Below are 15865 nucleotides of genomic sequence, written 5' to 3'. Positions count from 1 at the left end.
GAAAAAGGCACCGCACGGTGCCTTTTTTGTCTCCACAGCTGAGCCATCAGAGATAGCTCAGCGCAATGCCGATAAACAGCACCAAACCAACGTAATTGTTGTTCAGGAAGGCAGTAAAGCAGGCATCGCGATCGCGGCTGGCAATCTGTTTCTGCTGATGGATAAACAGCGCTCCGGCCAGCAGCAACGACCAATAATAAGCTCCGCCAAGCTGCATCAGGTAGCCCACCCACAGCATCAGCAACAGCGTGGCAAACTGCAATAACCCGACGATCAGCTTGTCATGGCGGCCAAACAGCACGGCGGTGGACTTAATGCCGATTTTCACATCATCATCACGATCCACCATGGCATACAACGTATCGTAAGCCACCGTCCAGCAGATATTCGCCAGGAACAACAACCAGCAGCTCAGCGGCAATGATTCACTGACGGCGGCATAGGCCATCGGGATCGACCAGCCGAATGCGGCCCCCAACACCACCTGCGGCAGGTTGGTCACCCGCTTCATAAACGGATAAACCCAGGCCAGAGCCAGGGCCGCCAGCGAGAGCCAAATGGTCATGGCATTCAACGTCAGCACCAGGGCAAAGGAGATCAGCACCAGCGCAACAAACAGAATTTTGGCTTCTTTTTCACTGACCCGACCACTCGGCAACGGGCGGCCAGCGGTGCGCTTTACATGCCCGTCAAAGGCACGATCGGCATAGTCATTGACCACACAGCCAGCGGCACGCATCAGGAATACGCCAAGCACGAACACCAGCAATACAGACAGCGACGGCACCCCTTGCCCGGCCAGCCACAATGCCCACAGCGTCGGCCACAGCAGCAACAGCGTACCAATCGGTTTATCGATGCGCATCAGGTGGCTATAGGCCTGCCATTTGCTTTGAGTCACGCTTCCTTCCAAGATCCTTTTCTCCCCTATTTTGCCGAAATACCGTTCTACACCGCATACAACGGAGAAGACGGTAAAAACAGTTCAGTCAGCAACAGCGGTTTATCCGCCAGGCGTAAGCGGGAACGCCGCGCCCACAATTCGCCCTGCTGGCCAACATAAATATAATCGCGAGTTAACGTATTGTTGCTGAACAGATAGCGGCCCAGCGGCAAGGTGCCCAGATCGACCAGCGCCTGATCCGGGCCGGTCAGCGTTTCCTGCGGGATCACCGTTCGCCCCAACAGCCAGGGCTGACCATCCCCCAACAGCACTATCTCACGCAGCCAATAACGCTCGCTGTAGGGTAAATGTTCTGCTTCTTCGCCCAACTGCTCGCAGGTCACGAAGCATTCGCGCTGGGGCTCAACCTGCACCAGGCCACAATGGCGCTCAAAACGGCGGGTCATGGAGCCCAACTCCATCAGCCAATCGCTAATGGCGGCGGGTATCGGGGAGTTTTCAGGCAACCACGCAATGGGCGGCAGGATGGAATCCCTATTGCCAGACATGTTCTACTCCATGGCAGAAACCACACTGAACGAGCAGTTCCTGATCCTACAAATCGTTAACAGATCGCCATTGTAACGCAGAAACCCGAAAGCGGCAGGTGGATTCGCAGTGAAATCAGTAGAGTTTTTAACAGGAAGGGAACGGGTAAAACAGAAGAACAGCCATTGGAAAAGCCCCTGCCATGCAGGAAAAAAGGTGCGCTGGAGGCGCACCAATCATCAAGCCAGCATCAGCAGCGTGGGGATTACCCCTTGCCTTTCACACTGCCAATAAACGTTTCACGTGCGGTGGTAGAACCCAGTTTTTCGGCCTCATTCATCAGTTTCAAGGCCTTATCGATATCACCAGCCTTAACCGCCTGTTTGATACCTTTATTGAAGTAGGCTTCGGTGTCATTGAGCATCGGTTCTGCTGGAGCAGCAGGTGCCGGGGCGGCGACAGGTGCAGCAGGTGCTGGAGCCGTTGAACCCACCACCACCGGCGCAGGTGCTGAAGAGTTTGTCAGCGGTAAGCCAATCATGACACTGCCCATATTTTGCTCTGAGCGAACTTTCAGGTTCAGCTCACCCGTTGGGCTGTGGCGGGCGATGGGGTCTGGAATATCCGGGACCGCATTCCCCACCCCCATGGCGTAAGCTTTGGCAGGGTCAAGGAGTTGGGTGGTAGCCGCTAAATCCTGGCGGGTGGTGTACACCAATACGTAGATCTGCTTCTGCCCCAGAGCGGGCGTCAGCTTCATCGTGCCTTCCAAGCGATCGCTAGACATCACGCCAGCGCGTTCATACGGGAAATAACTGCTGGGATAAAACGCGGCGGGCCGCATTTGCTCATCCAGAACCAGCACGCTCGGTGCAAAAACGCTACGATCGTTCACCAGGCTACTGAGGGTAATTTCCAGCGAACCGCGATCCGCTGGCAACGTAAATGCGGCTACCTGACCCTGAATATCGCCTTGGCTAACCTGCGGGTTGGCCTCGGTGATCTTAAAACTTTCGCTGGCTGGTGGCACTACCGGTTTCCAAGGGAGCTTTTGCAGCGTGTCATGGGAAATCGCCGGGGCAACCGAGACATCGGCCTGCGCGTTAAACGCTGTGGCGTGCGCCATCAATGGCAGTGCGGAACCACAGACCAGTGACAGATAAAAAGCGAGTAGATTTTTTTTCATTGTGATGGCCCTTTCGAAAAGAGGCGAGGAAGCTGACGCGCAACTGGCAAGAAGAACGCGTCAGCCAAACAGATTAACGAAAAGTTGATGCAGCCGAACTTACGTTCGGCTGCGAGATTGCTTACCACCAGGCTTCGAATTGCGCACCGAAGGTCACTTCACTGTCGCTACCGCGGCCGCCGTTATTGACCGCAGCTCCATTGTTGTCATAGCCCCACTTCTCATCCCAGTTGGCATAGGTGGCGAAAACGCGCAGTGCCGGACGTGACCAGATGCTGTCGCCAGCCTGCCACTGTTGGGCTAAGGTCAGTTTGTACTGGCTGTTACGATCGTCGGTTCTCTGCGATTTGACGTTGTCATAGCCCGCTTCAAACAGGGTGCTCATGATAGGAGTCCACTTGTACATAGGGCGGATACCGACGGTATACCAGGTAGTACCGTTGTTGTTGTCCAGATTGATGTTCTGGTACATACCAACGTACATCATTTCCCAATCGTCGCTCAGCTTCACCGCACCATGATCCAACAAGCGCAGCAGATGGCCGTCGTTATTGACGCTGGCACCTTGGCTGTGACCCGTATTCCATGAGGTCATAGAGTCGGTAGCGTACTGTACAACAAACTTGTTAAAACCGCCGAGCATGCTCTGAGTGTGTTCCGCCGTGGCCATTACGCCGTTTTTCGAAGCGCCTGGTTGCAGTTCAACACCATCTTTAGTGTTGGCATTGCCATAATCAACGCCGAACTCCAGCGTACCGCCAGGGTTGGTTTCCATGCCTGCCAAACGCACGTCATAGACATCATTGTAAACGTCGGCTGTATTTCTGACCTCCCGACGTTGTAAAGTCGATTGGGTCGGATCAACGTAGTACTCAATTCGAGTATCACCAAAGGCCGCTGAACCACCGGCCTCGGTATTACGAGTCACGGCAAACGACAGTTTACCAAAGCCCAGATCGACGTTTTCCAGACCTGCACCTGGGCCGGAGATATCCCAGTAGTAGAAGTCGATCATGTGAACGTCATGGCGTTGATAAAAACGCTTACCTGCCCACATATTGGCACCAGGCAATGCGGCAATCAGGTTTTTACCCTGTACGTTCATTTCACGGAAGGCCGGACTGGTAGCTTCCCAATCATTGGCCTGATTGACGCTATAGGCAACGTTTGAGTCCAGGTAAAAGCTTTTATCACCGTCTTTCCACAGTTCCTGACCCAGCTTTATTTCCGCATAAGTCTCACATTCGTTACCAAGACGGTACTTGCTTTGAGCACCGGTAGCCTGGAAACACTGCTGTGCGCCACCGCTGCCGGTCCAACCAATACCAGAACGTGCGTAACCATGAAAATCCACTGCCATTGCTTGCGTAGATAAAACTCCCGCGGCGACAGCTAGTGCCAAAGGAAGTTTGCGCAGAGTAGTCATCATTATTCTCCTGTTATAGTTGCCTGTCGGCATGCGTGCTTAAACGCCCGGTTCCTGATGCAGCCTGCGGCATGCCGTACCGTCCTCACGGAACAGATGGCAGCGGTGAGGCGGCAACCCGATAGCGAATGTTGCACCTTCTTCTACCAGCACTACGTCATTCTGGCGGTACACCAGGTTCTGACGAATTTCTGGAATTTGAATATGAATCTGGGTTTCGTTGCCCAGTTGCTCTACGACCTGCACTTCGCCCATCAGCGCTACCGCAGATTCGGAGCTCGGTAACAGATGTTCAGGGCGAATGCCCAACGACAGGTTGGCCCCAACCACGACGCCCTCAGACTCAACCGGTAACCACACCAGTTGGCGATTAGGCATCGGCAGTTCAACCTGCACGTTATTGTGTTCAACGGCCGTGACTTTAACTGGCAGGAAGTTCATCTTCGGCGAGCCGATAAAACCGGCGACAAAACGGTTGGCCGGGTAGTGATACAGCTCCAGCGGCTTGCCGATCTGAGCGACACGCCCGGCATCCAGCACCACGATTTTGTCTGCCAGCGTCATCGCTTCGACCTGATCGTGGGTGACGTAAATCATGGTGCGCTGCAAGCGCTTGTGCAGGCGCGAGATCTCGATGCGCATCTGCACACGCAGGGCGGCATCCAGGTTAGAAAGCGGCTCATCGAGCAGGAACACATCCGGTTCAGCAACCAGAGTACGACCGATCGCGACCCTCTGGCGCTGGCCGCCTGACAGGGCTTTTGGCCGCCGATCAAGCAAATGCGCCAGTTGCAGCACTTCTGAAACCTGGTTGACCCGCTGGGTAATTTCCGCTTTTTTCGCCCCGGCCAGTTTCAGACCGAACGACATGTTGTCGGCCACCGACAGGTGCGGATACAACGCATAGGACTGGAACACCATGCCGATACCGCGTTCGGCAGGCGGCACTTCGTTCATGCGTTTTTCACCAATGAACAGATCGCCGGAGGTAATATCCTCAAGCCCGGCAATCATGCGCAACAGCGTCGATTTACCACAGCCCGATGGCCCGACAAACACCACAAATTCACCGTCATCGATGGTCAGATTAACGTCCCTGGAAATCACGGCCTCACCGAAGGCCTTATAAACGCTGCGCAGTGTGACGCTAGCCATGCGTTACTCCCCTGCTTTCGCAGTTAACATTTCGTGTAAAAATGGCAGATGCAAAACCCGCCAAAACCCATTGCTGATCCTCTTGCTGCGCACCGTGCTGCCAAGCCAAAGGAATAGTTGCCTCAGACGGCACGGCCGGCTGAGTATATGGCTGCAGGTTGATTAGCGCTTCAAGGCATTGATCCTGATGGGTAATGAGTAAACGAATTACGCCATCCTGCTGGCTGACCGAACTCAGTTCACCGTGCTGAATCACCGGCAACTGGCGCAAAGCCAACAAAGCCTGGCAGTAACGTAACGTTGAGTTGTTGTCATGCTGCTGGCGGCTGATCGCCAACGCACGATGTTCGATAGCCACCTGCTGATACCAGTGGATTTCACCGGCAGTCACCTGCTCCGGGGCTTCGTGCCAGGGCATTGGCGTTTGTGCGCCGTGCGGCTCTTGCAAACCGGCTGCGTGCGGCAGGCCAAGTTCTTCCCCCTGATACAGGCAGATAGGGGCTGGCAGCAACGCTAGCAACGTCAGAAAAGCCTGGGCGGAACGCAGGTCACCCTGCCCCCAGTGGCTGACCACGCGCGGCTGATCGGCTTCACCGGTACTCCAGACGTTTTCCGCCAGCCGGTGACGGTGGGTATTAAGGACCGCCACCAGTTTCTCAACGCTGAATGGCATCACCTCCAGCGCCAGCACACCACGGGCATAGTGCTGATCGGGTGCTGCGCTACGGCAGATACGGTTTGGCCCTTCGCTGTGCCAGAGCGCCAACCCGTGCCCCGCTACTTCCGCACCGGCCTCTGGTGGCAACGCCTGCGGCAGCAACAAGCCATCCACGGCCAGCATCTTCAGATAGGGCAACGCCGCCATCATGCCGGGTACATCACCAACGCCATCGCCGTTTCCATCGCGGAAACTGACCGGATGGATCCGGTACAACGTCGGGTGAGTGGCAGTACGCATTAACGACATAAGTCTGGGTTCCTGCTGTACATGGCGAAAAAATCAATGTTGCTGATAGTGAGGTAATGGCAGGAAGGGGTAATCATCCGTAACAGGATTTTTCATGGGGGAGGAGATGGGAGGATGAGGGAACTACGGTTCCCGGTCAAAGTTCCCGGTATAAGGCAAATCTGTGATCCTCCTTGCAAAAATCGCCCCCCCTTTCTGTGCCTGACACCACAGAATAGGGCGCAATGTTAGCTGGATCACACTACTCAACCATGGGGCGTAGACGGGGGGAGGATGAGAAAGTATCCGGTTGTGACCCACTATGAGCGCGAAATTGCTCTCCTTATCGCAGTGCCTACATGAAGGATGGAATTATGAATCTCAGAATGAAAAAAAGCGCACGCATACTGGCGCTTTCGGCCTTAACCACGCTGGTGCTGTCTTCTTCTGCCTTTGCCAAGATCGAAGAAGGCAAACTGGTTATCTGGATTAACGGTGATAAAGGCTATAACGGCCTGGCCGAAGTCGGCAAAAAGTTCGAGAAAGACACCGGCATTAAAGTGACTATTGAGCACCCGGACAAACTGGAAGAGAAATTCCCGCAGGTTGCCGCTACCGGTGACGGCCCGGACATCATCTTCTGGGCACACGACCGTTTTGGCGGTTACGCACAGTCTGGCCTACTGGCAGAAATCCATCCTTCCAAAGCCTTCCAGGAAAAAATCTATCCTTTCACCTGGGATGCAGTTCGCTTTGACGGCAAGCTGATCGGTTACCCAATCGCAGTTGAAGCCCTGTCACTGATTTATAACAAAGATCTGGTCAAAGACGCACCAAAGACCTGGGAAGAGATCCCGGCACTGGATAAAGAGCTGCGCGCCAAAGGCAAGAGCGCCATCATGTGGAACCTGCAGGAACCCTACTTCACTTGGCCAATTATCTCAGCCAACGGCGGTTATGCCTTTAAATTTGAAAACGGCAAATACAATGTTAAAGACGTGGGCGTAGCCAACGCAGGTTCACAGGCCGGTTTGCAGTTCATCGTCGATCTGGTGAAGAACAAGCACATCAACGCCGATACCGATTACTCGATTGCTGAAGGCGCGTTCAATAAAGGCCAGACCGCCATGACCATCAACGGCCCGTGGGCCTGGTCAAACATCGAACAGAGTAAAATCAATTATGGTGTGACTCTGCTGCCAACCTTCCAAGGTAAACCGTCTAAACCGTTCGTCGGTGTACTGACCGCAGGCATCAACGCCGCCAGCCCGAACAAAGAACTGGCCACCGAATTCCTGGAAAACTATCTGATCACCGATCAGGGCCTGGCTGACGTCAACAAAGACAAACCGCTGGGTGCCGTGGCGCTGAAATCGTTCCAAGAGCAACTGGCGAAAGATCCACGCATTGCTGCCACCATGAAGAACGCGCAAAACGGCGAAATCATGCCAAACATCCCACAGATGAGCACCTTCTGGTATGCGATGCGCAGTGCCGTGATCAACGCCATTACCGGGCGCCAGACGGTGAAAGCCGCACTGGAAGATGCGCACACCCGTATCATCAAGTAATACCCGGCAACCGGTGGGCTCTGTGCCCACCTTGCCCTTAAGCTGTGCGGGATGCAGCAGCATCCCGCTGTAATACCCCAGAAAGGAATGCCCTATGCAATTAGCTCACGCCGGTTCGCCCGCGCGAAAAAAATCGAAGTGGTGGCAAAGTGACATTCTGAAATGGCTGTTCGTCGGCCTGTTCAGCCTGGTGACTTGCTATCTGATTGTGTTGATGTATGCACAGGGAGAATACCTGTTCGCGATTCTGACGCTGGTGCTGGTCAGTGCCGGGCTGTATGTGTTCGCCAATCGTCGTGCCTATGCCTGGCGCTATGTGTACCCAGGCGTTGCCGGGATGGGGCTGTTCGTCCTGTTCCCGCTGATTTGTACCATCGCCATCGCGTTTACCAACTACAGCAGTACCAACCAGTTAACCTTTGAGCGGGCCCAGTCAGTACTGATGCAACGCCAATTCCAGACCGGTAAAACCTTTACTTTCGAGCTTTATCCAACGGCAAATCAACAGTGGTTGATGCAGTTAACCCACCCGGATAGTGGCCAGTTACTGATTTCTGAGCCGTTCAGCCTGAATGGCAACGAACCGCAGACGCTGAAACTGAGCGCTGAAAGTGCTGCCCCTGCCAGCGAGCGCGCTACGCTGCGGGTGATTACTCAAAACCGCCAGGCGATGAGCCTGATCGTTGCGAAATTACCGGACGGCGGTGAGCTGCGCATGAGTTCCCTGCGTCAGTTCTCAGGCACCAGCCCTTTATATACACTGGGTAAAGACGGCAAAACGCTGACCGATAATCAGACCCGGATCCAATATCGCCCTAATCCGCAGGTCGGTTTCTACCAGGCGATTAATGCCGACGGCAGTTGGGCGAAAGATACCCTTAGCCCAGGTTATACCGTCACCACCGGCTGGAAAAACTTCCTGCGCGTGCTGAACGATGAAGGCATTCAGAAACCTTTCGTCTCGATCTTCGTCTGGACCATTATTTTTTCGGTGCTAACCGTGATTTTCACCGTCGCAGTCGGCATGGTGCTGGCCTGCGTGGTGCAGTGGGAAGCGCTGAAAGGTAAAGCCGTCTACCGCGTGCTGCTGATCCTGCCTTACGCCGTACCGTCGTTTATCTCGATCCTGATCTTCAAAGGGTTGTTCAACCAGAGCTTCGGGGAGATCAACCTGATGCTCAGCGCGCTGTTTGGCATCAAACCCGCCTGGTTCACCGATCCGATCACCGCCAAGAGTATGATCCTGATCGTCAACACCTGGCTGGGCTATCCGTACATGATGATCCTGTGCATGGGGCTGCTGAAAGCCATTCCTGACGACTTGTACGAAGCCTCGGCGATGGACGGTGCCACCCCGATGCAGAACTTCTTCCGCATTACGTTGCCGCTGCTGATCAAACCGCTGACGCCGCTGATGATCGCCAGCTTTGCCTTTAACTTTAACAACTTTGTCCTGATCCAACTGCTGACCCGTGGCGGGCCGGACATGATTGGCACCACTACGCCAGCCGGTTATACCGATCTGTTGGTGAGCTACACCTATCGCATCGCCTTTGAAGGCGGCGGCGGGCAGGACTTTGGCTTGGCAGCGGCCATTGCTACGTTGATCTTCCTGTTGGTAGGCGCATTGGCGATCTTGAACCTGAAAGCCAGCAAGATGAATTTTGATTAAGGGAGAACGATAATAATGGCCATGGTACAACCCAAATCCCAGCGCGTGCGTCTGTTGATCACCCATATTCTGATGCTGAGCTTTATCGCTCTGATCATGTTCCCGCTGTTGATGGTTATCGCGATATCGCTGCGTTCTGGGAACTTCGCTACCGGCAGCCTGATTCCGGATCAGATCTCCTGGGATCACTGGCGGTTGGCGCTCGGTATGAGCGTGACCCATGCTGACGGCAGTATCACCCCACCGCCTTTCCCGGTGCTGCTGTGGCTGTGGAACTCGGTTAAAGTGGCGGCGATCACCGCCGTGGGTATTGTGACGCTCTCTACCACCTGCGCCTACGCCTTTGCCCGCATGCGCTTTCGCGGCAAGAGCACCCTGCTGAAAAGTATGCTGATTTTCCAGATGTTCCCGGCCGTCCTGTCCTTGGTGGCGCTGTATGCCCTGTTCGATCGCTTGGGCCAATACATTCCGTTTATCGGCCTGAATACCCATGGCGGCGTGATTTTTGCCTATATGGGCGGCATAGCGCTGCATGTCTGGACGATTAAGGGCTACTTCGAAACCATCGATAACTCGTTGGAAGAAGCGGCTGCGTTGGATGGGGCAACTCCGTGGCAGGCATTCCGCCTGGTGCTGTTGCCGCTTTCAGTGCCGATTCTGGCAGTGGTGTTTATTCTGTCATTTATTGCGGCGATCACCGAAGTTCCGGTCGCTTCTCTGTTGTTGCGTGATGTAAACAGCTACACGCTGGCCGTCGGTATGCAGCAATACCTGAACCCGCAAAACTACCTGTGGGGCGACTTTGCCGCCGCTGCCGTACTGTCAGCTATTCCGATCACCGCGGTGTTCCTGCTGGCACAACGCTGGTTGGTGGGTGGCCTGACTTCCGGTGGTGTGAAGGGGTAATTTTTACCGAGTTCGGTGAATTCCGGGCTCGGTGAGTGTTAAATCCTGTGTTTTGTCTACTGCAATACGTTTGATGTACTTTGCTTTATCTGATCAATACCTGTGTCTTGGGCGGCCTGCGCTAGGCCGCCATTTTTATGTCTGTGATTTCAGGCTGAAGCCAGAGGACAGTTGAATTCATCTGCAAAGGCAAAACGAGTGAGTAGAATGAACGATGGGTGAAGCAGATAGGTTTGGGGGATTAGCAATCCCCCAAATTGAGAAGCGACCAACGATTAACGGAAGCGAACATCCCGATCGGACGTCAAACCATACAGTTGATATTTGCGGCCCAGCATTTGCCCGCCATCGCGGGTGAGCGGAGTCCAGCCAACCTGCATACGACTGCGGGAAGGTGAAGTGGTCATCAACTCCAGCGGGATGGAAATGTAGAAGCCCTTGGTAAATGAACCCTCACCATATTCTTCCCGAGTAGCATCCGTAAACGTAGCATACACACCCGCCACAACTCCGCTGTCGAAACGTTTAGCCAGATCGATCGTCGCACCTTTGTCTTTAGCCAGATACTGACCCACGCTCAAAGCCACCAGCACGCCATCAGCAAAAGGCGGTTTCCAGTAACCGGTGATATGCCCGGTAACGACATCGTAATCAGCGAAACGCATCATATCGTCCCAGTCACGCTGTTTAACCCAGTTGGCATTAACCCCTACCGCCCAGTCAGTGTCTAGCGGACGATACAGCATTTCCGCACCGACGCCACCGAACATGCTTTCCAGATATCCGCCATACACCTGACCATAGATACCATCACCAAATGATTGGAAGTAATTGGCTTGGAGATCGTTGAGGTACACATCATTCTGAACATACTCGCGAATATGCGTACGAACCCGTGGCAGTTGGGAATCAGGAGGTGGTGCCGTATAGTTGAATCGATCGTAGTTGTTCGCCAGGTTAGCAAAGACGCTGCCGCTGGTTAATAAATGGTCGGTCACCCACAAATTAGCGCTGCCCAACAGGCCAATCTGGTACATATAAAATGATTCTGCACCGCCCACCGACTGGGTTAACGTCGGCGCAAAGCTGAAACTAAGTCTATCGTCGTCAATGTGATAGCCTTGCTCAGTATTTTCTGGCAACAGGGGCTCAAGGCGTTGTTGCTGCAACGTTTGTTCGTGCCCCAGTGGATAGCCTTCCAACTGCGCACGTAAACTGCTTACATCCGTCTTGGTTGTCACCTGCGGTAAATTATAACGGGTCTCGGTCACCGCCAGCGTATCAACACCTTCTGGAAGATGATTCATCAGAATAATGTTGGCCCGCTCGACCCCATCTTCGCTATAGCGATACTTGGACTGCGTTCCCGTCATGTACAGCGTATTATCTTTCACCTGAATATTAGGCGCAGAGAAACCCGCCTGACTTTCAAGCTCGGAAAGCTGGTTAGCCACCACATCCTGCTGTAACTGCTTACCCTGAGGCTCAGGCTGATAAGCTGGCTTTGACTGATCAACATGAGAAGGCTGTAATTCATTGAAGTTAGTGCGTAAGGTAAACCCTGCCATCAAGGTATTACCGCGCTCATAACTCATATTGACGTCGGCCCAATTTGTTACGCGATAAACCGCGCCGAAATTGAATTTACTGTCTTGCTTGAGCCTACCGGCAAAATCGCCCTGATAATCGTTCCCTTCGTATTCCAGCTTCAGACGTAGCGGTTGCCAAGGGGTTTGATATTCCACACCGCCGAAGATCGCCGCAGGCCCGCGGAAAGACTCGCCAAGATCGACAGTCCCCCCTGTCGTCGTATGACCGTTATCACGCTTACAGAAGCGATCGCTGGCATCACAGAATGGGTTCCTGACATTGCCACTGTTACCCAGATAGCCCCATCCCATGCCTAGTGTAAAATCGAGAGGCCCCCACGCTTTACTGGCCACCAGATATTCACCATCGAACAGCCCGGTACCACCGATATCACGCACCCCAACAGACATCTCAGGCAGCCAATACCCTTCTTCCCAAAGACGTAATTTCACATCAAAAGATTTGTCTTTATAGGTTTGATCGCCGCTGAACGTGGGGTCATGACTGTATTTACGCGTTCGCACATCGGTATAACGGATAGTGGTTTCCAACCATGGTATCGGCTGAACAGAAATCGAATAAAAGCGGTATTGGTCGTTATCACGGTAGTTAAAACTGAATTCGCCCTCTTTTGCCATGCGCGCAGTCGGGGTTTGCAGCAAGCCAGCGCCACCGAAGTCAGTCTGAGAGGGCCCCAGAGGGGCAGGATATGAAGCCGCCTGGCAAGCGTTCGCGACAGACAGCGCAACCAAGCTAAATAAGTAACGTTTTTTCATCAGTCTGGGATCCGGTGCGTCAATAACGAAATAATTTGCTCGTTGATGTCTTTGAAATCGTCAGGCAATGCGGAAACAGCAAACCCCAGAAATAAAAGACTCCCTGGCGTCATTTCATTATGCCGCCGGTTCCAGTAAGCGATAGGGACAGGCTGCACCTCACCCTGAGGAGTGATAATCCAGGCGGTATCATGTTCAGCCCCCTCAAGACGCTGAAGCCCGGTAAAATAGTCACTGACATCTTTTCCCGGTAAGAAATCACGTTTGCCATGCGGTGCCAATGCGCCCACCAACCTGACATTTTTCGGCTCTGGTGCGACATAGAGCTGATATTCACCCAGCAACCGACGATCAAGCACTGGATCTAATCGGATCATGTCAGGATCAAGCGGTACAAACTGGCGACCGATGACTTTAAGCTCAGCAAGCTGTGCATGCACGCTGTCTACCGTTGCTGCCAAAGACGTATCATCCTCCTGCCGCAAAGCCGAACTCAGTGCGGTCAAACGTGCTAACAATTGCTGCTGCTTCTGTTGTTGGGTCCGGGTCGCACTTTGCTCCGCAATCGCCGCGCCCGGCCACCAAATTTTACCTTGTAGAGCCGGGTTCACCACCAGGCTCTCTAACGTAGGCACATTTTCGAGTGTGACTGACGCCTTATCCGGATAAAAAACGGTGATCCGATTTTCTGCATAGGCAGAATTCAGCGAAAGGCACAGGAATGCACTCAAAAGCAGATTAATTTTTTTCATTATGCCTCTGCTTCAATAATGTAATTTCAATCGGGAAATAGTCCGCGCCCATGGATTGCACTGATTTCACTACCGTGCCCGTTTGCGGATCCAACCAGAAGCGGTTCACCCAGCTTTTACCCAAGTCATCGACATTAACCGTCTCTTCAATGACGTGATAATTCTGGCTCTTACCGCCAATAACAAGAGGTTTATCTTCTAATCGATGAAATACGGATTCAGCATAACCAGAGCGAACCTGGCCTTCTTCCGTCCAGGAGATCAGAGATGACCAGCGTGCTCCATCAACCAATCGCCGTGAATCTGCCAAAGGATCCTGCTCAAGATTAGACATGCTGAGCAAATTATCCTTCCACCCCAGTGTTTTAACTACGCGCCCGTTTCTTAACGTCATCAGAGTACGGTCCTGACTCACCCATTTCTCTTCGCCGTTTTCAAACGCCCCAAGCACCATCAAAATCTGTAGCTGATCGTTAATACGGACATACGCACTAGGGCTGGATAGGCTCTGGACTTCTTGGTCTGTCAGTTCAACGTCCGATGACTCAAACACCAAATGATAAATTGAATCGTTAACGTTTTTTTGGGCTGACGTACAGGCCTGGAGGGATAAGCATATGATTAACAAAGGTAGATAGCGCAATTGAGCAATCCCGGCACGTAGATAAAAAAAAGAATAACCGCTGTTATACCCTTGGTACCGGAAGCCGCAGCACAAGTGTTGACTCGACTAAACTCATCAAGCTCTACTCAATCCTCTGCAACACCAAGTACTGTAGCTATATGCGGTTATTCTTTTACCATTTATTTCGTTCTGGTGGTGGTGGTAGTGGTTTGGTTAATTGAGAGACCATCATCATCACCACCACGGTTCTCTGCAACTAATGCGCACGCGGCAGCAACCGCAACAGCGCTGGTCCCTGCAGCAACCGCCTTACCTTTTGCCCCGAGAGCAACAAAAGGAGCCCCCCAAGAATTGGAAGCGCCGAACAAAGCAAGCGCGACTAATACCGGACACAATACCTTTTTCATACACAACCCTCTTAATAGTAGTAAATCAAGTGCTTAAAGAACACTTTCTTAAACTTATAGTACACCCTTCGAACTTGTAGCCGTAACGATCCCATTGAGGCTACGCCACCGATAGGTCGATTACAACTAACACCCTACAGCTTTAAAGGAAAAGGGTATATACCCGATTAACTTGAAGACGCTTGCTTTAGCACCTGAAAATTGTCATTCAGCCGGGACGATAATGAACCCGCCATCTCAGGGAGCGTTGTCGTAAAAAAGTTAAATATAGCCGTTCGGAAATCAGGCTTACTGGCAAAGTAACGGTTGTTCCTTGCACATTCGTGCATCAGCTTCCATAACCGTTCTATGGGATTCAAGTTGGGGCTGTAAGGTGGCAGGGAATGCAATTTTATATTGCAGACAAATGCCCAATCTTTGACCAGGTTTGTTTTGTTATACCCCGCGCCATCCAGAATAATATGAATTGGCTGCTTATAGTCGGGATAACATGTTCTTATCTCATTGAAAAATTGACAGATAGTGTATTCATTAATCGTTTCGTAATCATGAATGACTGGATGGGCAGCATCATTCAGATCCAGCGCGCCCAGAATGTTCATCCGAGTACGGCTTCCTGTTGTTTCAACAGTCTTTTTTTCCCCTTTTTTTATCCAGCCGAAGCTCAGTTTTGTCGCCTGAGTCGGATGCACTGCATCCAGAAAAAGGATCGGTTCACCTCTCGTGGCAACTTTTAATTCTTCATAATATTCAATGAACTGTTGCTGTTTCTCTTCACTGAATTTATGGGGTACGCCTGAGGGTTTCTTATAGCTGAAGCCATGCCGGTGCAGCCATTTGTTCATTCCTGGGACGCTGTATATGACACCCCATTTTTGTGCCACGTAGGCCACAATCTGGACAGTATGATGGAATAAATGTTGAGTTAAGTGGCTGATAAGCTGTTCGGTTTTTTCTGTGCTGAGCATGCCATCAGAGCCACCATTTTCGGGTTTCAACTTCCCTTTATTCAGATATTCGCTGATATGGTGGTCAACAGTGGTCTGATGCAGGCGCAGAGCCTGAGCAATCATGACCGAACTCCAACCTTCGGAGGCGAGAAGTACGGCTTTAATACGATCGCAAACGTGTTTGTCCCGGCTGGAATCATGCCGGCGTTCGAGTTCGATTTTTTGCTCAGCGGTGATAAATATCTTCATGGGATGAAAGCATGATCCTCTTCATCAACAAAATCAAGCATCTTCAATGATCACGGGTATAGCCAGTAAACTTAATTTTTATAACATAATAAATAATAAAAACAAACTTCGTATGAAATTTAGGAAAAAGCTCACCACTATAATAAATCTTATATTTCTGACGAAATATATTTATTACGCATTAAATATATAAACCAACTATAGCCGGAGTATTTCATATCG

General features: G+C 52.2%; 14 protein-coding genes. 3 read left to right on the top strand and 11 right to left on the bottom strand.

The window, feature by feature from the left end; translation table 11 throughout:
* Positions 1-46: 46 nt before the first annotated feature.
* The 6 genes from ubiA to ACX9GT_RS02200 all read right to left on the bottom strand — a co-directional run bounded on the left by ubiA (position 47) and on the right by ACX9GT_RS02200 (position 6166).
* Positions 47-913, bottom strand: a complete 867-nt coding sequence (gene ubiA / locus ACX9GT_RS02225; protein WP_473189620.1) for a 4-hydroxybenzoate octaprenyltransferase — start codon at positions 911-913, stop codon at positions 47-49.
* Between the two features lie 35 nt (positions 914-948).
* Positions 949-1452, bottom strand: a complete 504-nt coding sequence (gene ubiC / locus ACX9GT_RS02220) for a chorismate lyase (RefSeq protein WP_473189619.1) — start codon at positions 1450-1452, stop codon at positions 949-951.
* A 245-nt stretch (positions 1453-1697) separates the two neighbouring features.
* A complete protein-coding gene (gene malM / locus ACX9GT_RS02215) occupies positions 1698-2618 on the bottom strand; it encodes a maltose operon protein MalM (RefSeq protein ID WP_473189618.1) in 921 nt (306 codons plus the stop codon).
* Positions 2619-2739: 121 nt separating this feature from the next.
* A complete protein-coding gene (locus ACX9GT_RS02210; protein WP_473191484.1) occupies positions 2740-4044 on the bottom strand; it encodes a maltoporin in 1305 nt (434 codons plus the stop codon).
* A 39-nt stretch (positions 4045-4083) separates the two neighbouring features.
* Positions 4084-5199, bottom strand: coding sequence for a maltose/maltodextrin ABC transporter ATP-binding protein MalK (gene malK / locus ACX9GT_RS02205; RefSeq protein ID WP_473189617.1), 1116 nt, complete (start codon positions 5197-5199; stop codon positions 4084-4086).
* Positions 5192-6166, bottom strand: coding sequence for an alpha-amylase family glycosyl hydrolase (locus ACX9GT_RS02200; protein ID WP_459400281.1), 975 nt, complete (start codon positions 6164-6166; stop codon positions 5192-5194). Before ACX9GT_RS02200 ends, malK begins: the two co-directional genes overlap by 8 nt.
* Positions 6167-6519: 353 nt before the next feature.
* On the opposite strand from ACX9GT_RS02200, the gene malE reads away from it, so the two are divergent.
* The 3 genes from malE (at position 6520) to malG (ending at position 10294) form a co-directional block, all read left to right on the top strand.
* Complete coding sequence (gene malE, locus ACX9GT_RS02195) at positions 6520-7716, top strand: maltose/maltodextrin ABC transporter substrate-binding protein MalE (protein WP_473189616.1); 1197 nt, start codon at positions 6520-6522, stop codon at positions 7714-7716.
* A gap of 94 nt (positions 7717-7810) precedes the next feature.
* Positions 7811-9388, top strand: a complete 1578-nt coding sequence (malF, locus tag ACX9GT_RS02190) for a maltose ABC transporter permease MalF (RefSeq protein WP_473189615.1) — start codon at positions 7811-7813, stop codon at positions 9386-9388.
* A 15-nt stretch (positions 9389-9403) separates the two neighbouring features.
* Positions 9404-10294: a maltose ABC transporter permease MalG gene (gene malG / locus ACX9GT_RS02185; RefSeq protein WP_473189614.1), complete on the top strand. Its 891-nt coding sequence runs from the start codon at positions 9404-9406 to the stop codon at positions 10292-10294.
* 275 nt (positions 10295-10569) lie between these two features.
* Here the strand turns inward: malG and ACX9GT_RS02180 are convergent, their stop codons facing one another.
* The 5 genes from ACX9GT_RS02180 to ACX9GT_RS02160 form a co-directional block, all read right to left on the bottom strand.
* Entirely contained in the window at positions 10570-12660 is a 2091-nt protein-coding gene (locus ACX9GT_RS02180; RefSeq protein WP_473189613.1) for a YjbH domain-containing protein, read from the bottom strand.
* A complete protein-coding gene (locus ACX9GT_RS02175; RefSeq protein ID WP_473189612.1) occupies positions 12660-13412 on the bottom strand; it encodes a capsule biosynthesis GfcC D2 domain-containing protein in 753 nt (250 codons plus the stop codon). The genes ACX9GT_RS02180 and ACX9GT_RS02175 overlap by 1 nt, the downstream gene beginning before the upstream one ends.
* Positions 13399-14055 (bottom strand): YjbF family lipoprotein, encoded by a 657-nt coding sequence (locus tag ACX9GT_RS02170; protein ID WP_473189611.1) that lies wholly within the window; start codon positions 14053-14055, stop codon positions 13399-13401. The genes ACX9GT_RS02175 and ACX9GT_RS02170 overlap by 14 nt, the downstream gene beginning before the upstream one ends.
* Positions 14056-14216: 161 nt before the next feature.
* Positions 14217-14444, bottom strand: coding sequence for a hypothetical protein (locus tag ACX9GT_RS02165; RefSeq protein WP_473189610.1), 228 nt, complete (start codon positions 14442-14444; stop codon positions 14217-14219).
* A gap of 167 nt (positions 14445-14611) precedes the next feature.
* Complete coding sequence (locus ACX9GT_RS02160) at positions 14612-15643, bottom strand: IS630 family transposase (RefSeq protein ID WP_473187389.1); 1032 nt, start codon at positions 15641-15643, stop codon at positions 14612-14614.
* Positions 15644-15865: the final 222 nt, after the last annotated feature.

The organism is Serratia sp. YWN4, assembly GCF_055790845.1.
The sequence above is the reverse complement of the archived record's forward strand: the minus strand, read 5'-3'. Positions and strand labels throughout refer to the sequence as shown.

Bases quoted from the DNA above. Each gene is read 5' to 3' on its own strand.
- malE (WP_473189616.1), top strand. From the start codon at position 6,520: ATGAATCTCAGAATGAAAAAAAGCGCACGCATACTGGCGCTTTCGGCC.
- ACX9GT_RS02210 (WP_473191484.1), bottom strand. From the start codon at position 4,044: ATGACTACTCTGCGCAAACTTCCTTTGGCACTAGCTGTCGCCGCGGGA.
- ACX9GT_RS02175 (WP_473189612.1), bottom strand. From the start codon at position 13,412: ATGAAAAAAATTAATCTGCTTTTGAGTGCATTCCTGTGCCTTTCGCTG.
- ACX9GT_RS02160 (WP_473187389.1), bottom strand. From the start codon at position 15,643: ATGAAGATATTTATCACCGCTGAGCAAAAAATCGAACTCGAACGCCGG.
- ACX9GT_RS02165 (WP_473189610.1), bottom strand. From the start codon at position 14,444: ATGAAAAAGGTATTGTGTCCGGTATTAGTCGCGCTTGCTTTGTTCGGC.
- malG (WP_473189614.1), top strand. From the start codon at position 9,404: ATGGCCATGGTACAACCCAAATCCCAGCGCGTGCGTCTGTTGATCACC.
- malF (WP_473189615.1), top strand. From the start codon at position 7,811: ATGCAATTAGCTCACGCCGGTTCGCCCGCGCGAAAAAAATCGAAGTGG.
- ACX9GT_RS02180 (WP_473189613.1), bottom strand. From the start codon at position 12,660: ATGAAAAAACGTTACTTATTTAGCTTGGTTGCGCTGTCTGTCGCGAAC.
- malK (WP_473189617.1), bottom strand. From the start codon at position 5,199: ATGGCTAGCGTCACACTGCGCAGCGTTTATAAGGCCTTCGGTGAGGCC.
- ACX9GT_RS02200 (WP_459400281.1), bottom strand. From the start codon at position 6,166: ATGTCGTTAATGCGTACTGCCACTCACCCGACGTTGTACCGGATCCAT.
- malM (WP_473189618.1), bottom strand. From the start codon at position 2,618: ATGAAAAAAAATCTACTCGCTTTTTATCTGTCACTGGTCTGTGGTTCC.
- ubiC (WP_473189619.1), bottom strand. From the start codon at position 1,452: ATGTCTGGCAATAGGGATTCCATCCTGCCGCCCATTGCGTGGTTGCCT.